The organism is Bartonella sp. MU70NMGDW (assembly GCF_042194085.1).
GTDB classification, from domain to species: domain Bacteria; phylum Pseudomonadota; class Alphaproteobacteria; order Rhizobiales; family Rhizobiaceae; genus Bartonella; species Bartonella grahamii.
In genome coordinates this window covers 1-4,247 of sequence record NZ_JBHIMK010000123.1, presented here as the reverse complement: position 1 = coordinate 4,247, position 4,247 = coordinate 1, and the positions used below count along the sequence as shown (strand labels likewise).

Sequence of the window (4,247 nt, the reverse complement as noted above, 5' to 3'; positions counted from 1 at the left end):
CCAGACCCCGGAATACTAATGCGAGGGCGCTCGCAACCGGAGGGGGAGCAAAGTGCAAGCCAAAAATCTACATTTTTACGACATTTCTTTAGGCAAAAAAATTCGCTTTAGAAGAAACTTCATGGGTTTTTCTCAAAAACAATTAGGGAGTCATTTGGGCGTAACGTTTCAACAAATTCAAAAGTATGAGAAAGGTTTAAATCGCGTAAGTGCAAGACGTTTACAAGAAATTGCTCATATATTAGATGTTCCCGTTTCCTTCTTTTATGCTGATAGCACAAAAAAAGAAGATCCCCTCTATCATTGTGATGACAGAATAGAAAGCAAAGCAGAATATTTACTTTTGCAAAGTTTTAGAATGCTAACCCGCAAAAAACAACGAGCTATTTTGCAGTTAATTTCTGGTGAAAAAAATGATCCCTTATTTTCATAAGTTCACTGAAAGAACAATCAACGTCCTTAATAACATTGAAAAGAATTTTGACTGTCTCCACACACCTTATGAGAACGAAAATTCTTAAATCTAATCTGGTCTGTAAATAGTCCGAATTCTAACGAGTTTAACTTAGCAATAGCGCTTTGATTTATAATGATAATCTAACGTTATGTATATTGAATAAGTGTCTCAAATATCATAAAATTCTTTCATTTCAAACTTGTTCTATATTGAATCAATCAAAATCATTTATTTGCACATTACAAGCAGAGTTAGCGTGTGAGTAAAAATGTACAAAAAAGGCATACCTCTTAATTGAATAGTCTCACATACCAAGAACTGTAGCCACATTGAGTGCTGAAAAAATATATGATGATGCTAACTTACTCTTTTTTTAAACATTAAACATGGAGGTGTTCAACGGTTTTCCACTCATATAATCCACTTGAAACAAGAAGCTCGCCAAACAAGCCTAAGAATATTCCCACGCACTAAAAAAATACTTAAATATATCAAAAAAGCTTAAAGATCTTATACCACCATACTTCAAATGACGATATTTTATAGCATAACAGGATTAAAGTAAAAAACAGACACGAAAAAACTATATGTATAACTTTCATAAGAATTTATTTATATAATGGATACTTAAGTTTATCTTGTTGTGCCATAAATTCTATCATTTAAGGTATGAGAATATGAAGCATTCATACCTCCTTGAAACATTCAAATGTTTTTTAGGCGCCAAATGTTTTTTTAATATTTTTAGGCTTGCTTGTTGAGCCTTAAGTTTCAAGTGAAAAATGGGAAGCTGCTAAAAGTACCGCTAGAATCTGGCTGTTTACAGACTGAATAGGAAGCTTCGCTTTTAAAGGCATAGGGAGAAGATCAAATACTTCAACACTTAAATTCCCCCAACGCGATACGTAATAGCATCCTTAAAAAATTCAAAAGTGTGAAGGTAAACAATTGACAGAAGATACAGAATTCACTTAATTAAAGTGCTCTCTAAAAGAGATAACAGTTTAGCGTACAATATTCAATTTTTCAATTCTGAAAGATTAAAAAGACGTATCATTTGAAATAAAACAACTTATTGTGCTGATGATGATTGATGTGTACAAAATTGAGTTGTTGAAAATCAAAAATATAATTCAATGATGTTCCTTGACCAACTCACTCTCTCCTGAGTATAGCACGGGGAATAAACGTGGAGAGACATGAGGAGTATATAGAAAATGAGTTTTAAAATTGCAATTGTCGGCGCAACCGGAAATGTTGGTCGTGAAATGCTTACAATTTTAGAGGAACGTGGTTTTCCTGCGCATGAAATTGTCCCTCTAGCATCACGACGCTCATTAGGACAAGAAGTTTCTTATGGAGATAAAACTTTAAAAGTAAAAGCACTGGATACTTACGATTTTTCTGACACAGATTTTTGTCTGATGTCCGCGGGAGGAAGCATTTCCAAAGAATATGCTCCTAAAATCGCTGCCGCTGGCTGTGTCGTCATCGATAATTCCTCCACGTGGCGCTATGATTCCAATGTTCCGTTGATCGTCCCTGAAGTCAATGCCGAAGCTATAAATGCCTTTTCTAAGCGTAATATTATAGCAAATCCTAATTGTTCAACAATTCAACTGGTCTTAGCTTTAAAACCTCTCCATGATGCTGCAATCATTAAACGTGTTGTTGTCTCTACATATCAGTCGGTTTCTGGAGCTGGTAAAGAAGGAATGGACGAACTTTTCGAACAATCACGTGCTGTTTTTGTTGCAGACCCAATTACATCAAAAAAATTCACTAAACGCATTGCCTTTAATGTCATTCCTCATATCGATGTTTTCATGGAAGATGGTTATACAAAAGAAGAATGGAAAATGACTGCTGAGACAAAGAAAATTCTCGATCCGAAGATTAAATTAACAGCCACTGCTGTTCGTGTCCCTGTCTTTATCGGTCATGCCGAAGCTGTCCATGTTGAATTTGAAAAACCACTAAGCGTATCTGAAGCACAAGCGCTTCTCCGCGATGCTCCCGGTTGTCAGCTTATCGATAAACACGAAGATGGTGGCTATACCACACCTTATGAATGTACCGGAGAAGATGACACCTTTATTAGCCGCATTCGTGAAGATATCACCGTTGAAAATGGTTTAGCTTTCTGGGTTGTCGCCGATAATTTAAGAAAAGGAGCAGCATTGAATGCCGTTCAAATTGCTGAATTGCTCATTTCTCGTAATTTGATAAAGCCTAAGTCCGCAAATTAACGCCCTGTCCAAAAGGATGAAGAGCCCTCGCCGGTCTGTCAAAAGTCCGGTTTCTCTTCAGCAGGATCTTATCTCCTGCTGAGGATTCATATCGCCATTTTAAAGGACTGTGATTCGGGATATTAACAATTTTACTCTGAATATCCATAATATACCTTGCCGCCTTAAGTTAATCATCGCCACCTTAATGCCATTTTATCGTAGAATAGGATTAGCAGCATAAGCATTTTTTGCTTCATGCTGCTGATCCTTTTTGTCATTCCGGTTGTGAAATTAACTTTACCTTTATCGAGCAGGATAGGTCACAACACGGTAACGCGTTTCGTTACGTTCAAAATTTTTGTAATTGACATTATCAGGAAACAAGGGGTTATAAGCATTCACGCGCTTTACAGAGACTTCTTGTGCTTTTGGCGACGGATTTAAAATTGTTCGTTCATCCCTTTTCTTGACACCTGTAGAATCGATAATCATATCTGTTCTGTATAGTTTTTGCATATTTTTCCGTGTTTTTTGAATCGCCGGAAGAACTTTAAAATCGGAAACAACCTGTTTTACTTTTTCTTTTTTTACTTGTGACGATTTTATCATAGCATTTGGCTTTACTGGCATCTTTGTAAAAGCAATGGTAGGAACATCGCTAACATTGACATAACGTGCAGATGCCCAACCAACTTTTCCATGATAACCAAGAGAACACCAAGTTTTATTGGATAAACAGCCATAAATTTGCACTTTTGCTCCCATTGGAACCATTGTGATCACTTTATAAGCTGTTGCAGGACCTGTGCGTAAAGATACCTGACCTGATGCAACACGAGCAACTGTTCCAGCAATGGTTCCAGCTTCCGCGTGAGAAGCAGTCACAACCACCCCCGACGCTCCCAAAGCCCATAAAATCATTGTTGTTGATAAAAATTTCTTTCTTAACATTATTTTTCTTCCTCTCTCAAAACATGTGAAGGGCAAAATTTCGCCTTTGCAAAAATTTGCCGCGTTTAAATCCAATGATCAGCAACCTTTATTTCCCGCCAAAAAGACCCCACAACATTGCAACAAAATCTCTCTTTATTCCCCCCTCTACACGAACACGGACTTTTGATCTTGGTTGCGCAGTATGTTCTTCATGAATTTACGCCTAAAGCATCATCTGATTGTTTGGTTCTTCAACCAATCGTCCTTTAAAGAAGTTTTTAAAGTGTTATTGGTTCCCTCAACAAATGATTGCAATAAAAGAATTGATTGCCTGAATTACAGAGAATGAATGATGATACGCCCCCAAAATACTAAAAATAAAAGGAAAAATAATAATCTTTTAAAAATAAAAGTGATTGAATATTCTCTAAAGCTTGTATAACTTTAAATCTTCCTAAAAAAATACAGAGTATATTGAAACTTCCCTCAAAAAATCTCTTGGAAAAGAAAGTTAAAAGCACATGACATTAAAAATTTTTTCTCGCAGTCAGATTATAGGATTATTCCTCTCTCTCTTTGCACTTTTTTTATCTACTGCTTGCGTCATGGCTACAGACAAATCAAAA

The 4,247-nt window shown here is 36.2% G+C and carries 3 protein-coding genes; 2 read left to right on the top strand and 1 reads right to left on the bottom strand.

Annotated features, from left to right (window positions below):
• The first annotated feature begins 52 nt into the window (after positions 1 to 52).
• Together ACFIKE_RS08490 and ACFIKE_RS08485 are read left to right on the top strand one after the other, a co-directional pair.
• Positions 53 to 433, top strand: coding sequence for a helix-turn-helix domain-containing protein (locus ACFIKE_RS08490; protein ID WP_375627326.1), 381 nt, complete (start codon positions 53 to 55; stop codon positions 431 to 433).
• A 1,241-nt stretch (positions 434 to 1,674) separates the two neighbouring features.
• Positions 1,675 to 2,706: an aspartate-semialdehyde dehydrogenase gene (locus ACFIKE_RS08485; RefSeq protein ID WP_375649278.1), complete on the top strand. Its 1,032-nt coding sequence runs from the start codon at positions 1,675 to 1,677 to the stop codon at positions 2,704 to 2,706.
• Positions 2,707 to 2,991: 285 nt separating this feature from the next.
• Here the strand turns inward: ACFIKE_RS08485 and ACFIKE_RS08480 are convergent, their stop codons facing one another.
• Positions 2,992 to 3,639: an SH3 domain-containing protein gene (locus ACFIKE_RS08480; RefSeq protein WP_375649276.1), complete on the bottom strand. Its 648-nt coding sequence runs from the start codon at positions 3,637 to 3,639 to the stop codon at positions 2,992 to 2,994.
• Between the last annotated feature and the right edge of the window lie 608 nt (positions 3,640 to 4,247).

What these genes read in the sequence shown, in the direction of transcription:
- ACFIKE_RS08480 (WP_375649276.1), bottom strand. Translation starts at nt 3,639, where the DNA reads ATGTTAAGAAAGAAATTTTTATCAACAACAATGATTTTATGGGCTTTG.
- ACFIKE_RS08485 (WP_375649278.1), top strand. Translation starts at nt 1,675, where the DNA reads ATGAGTTTTAAAATTGCAATTGTCGGCGCAACCGGAAATGTTGGTCGT.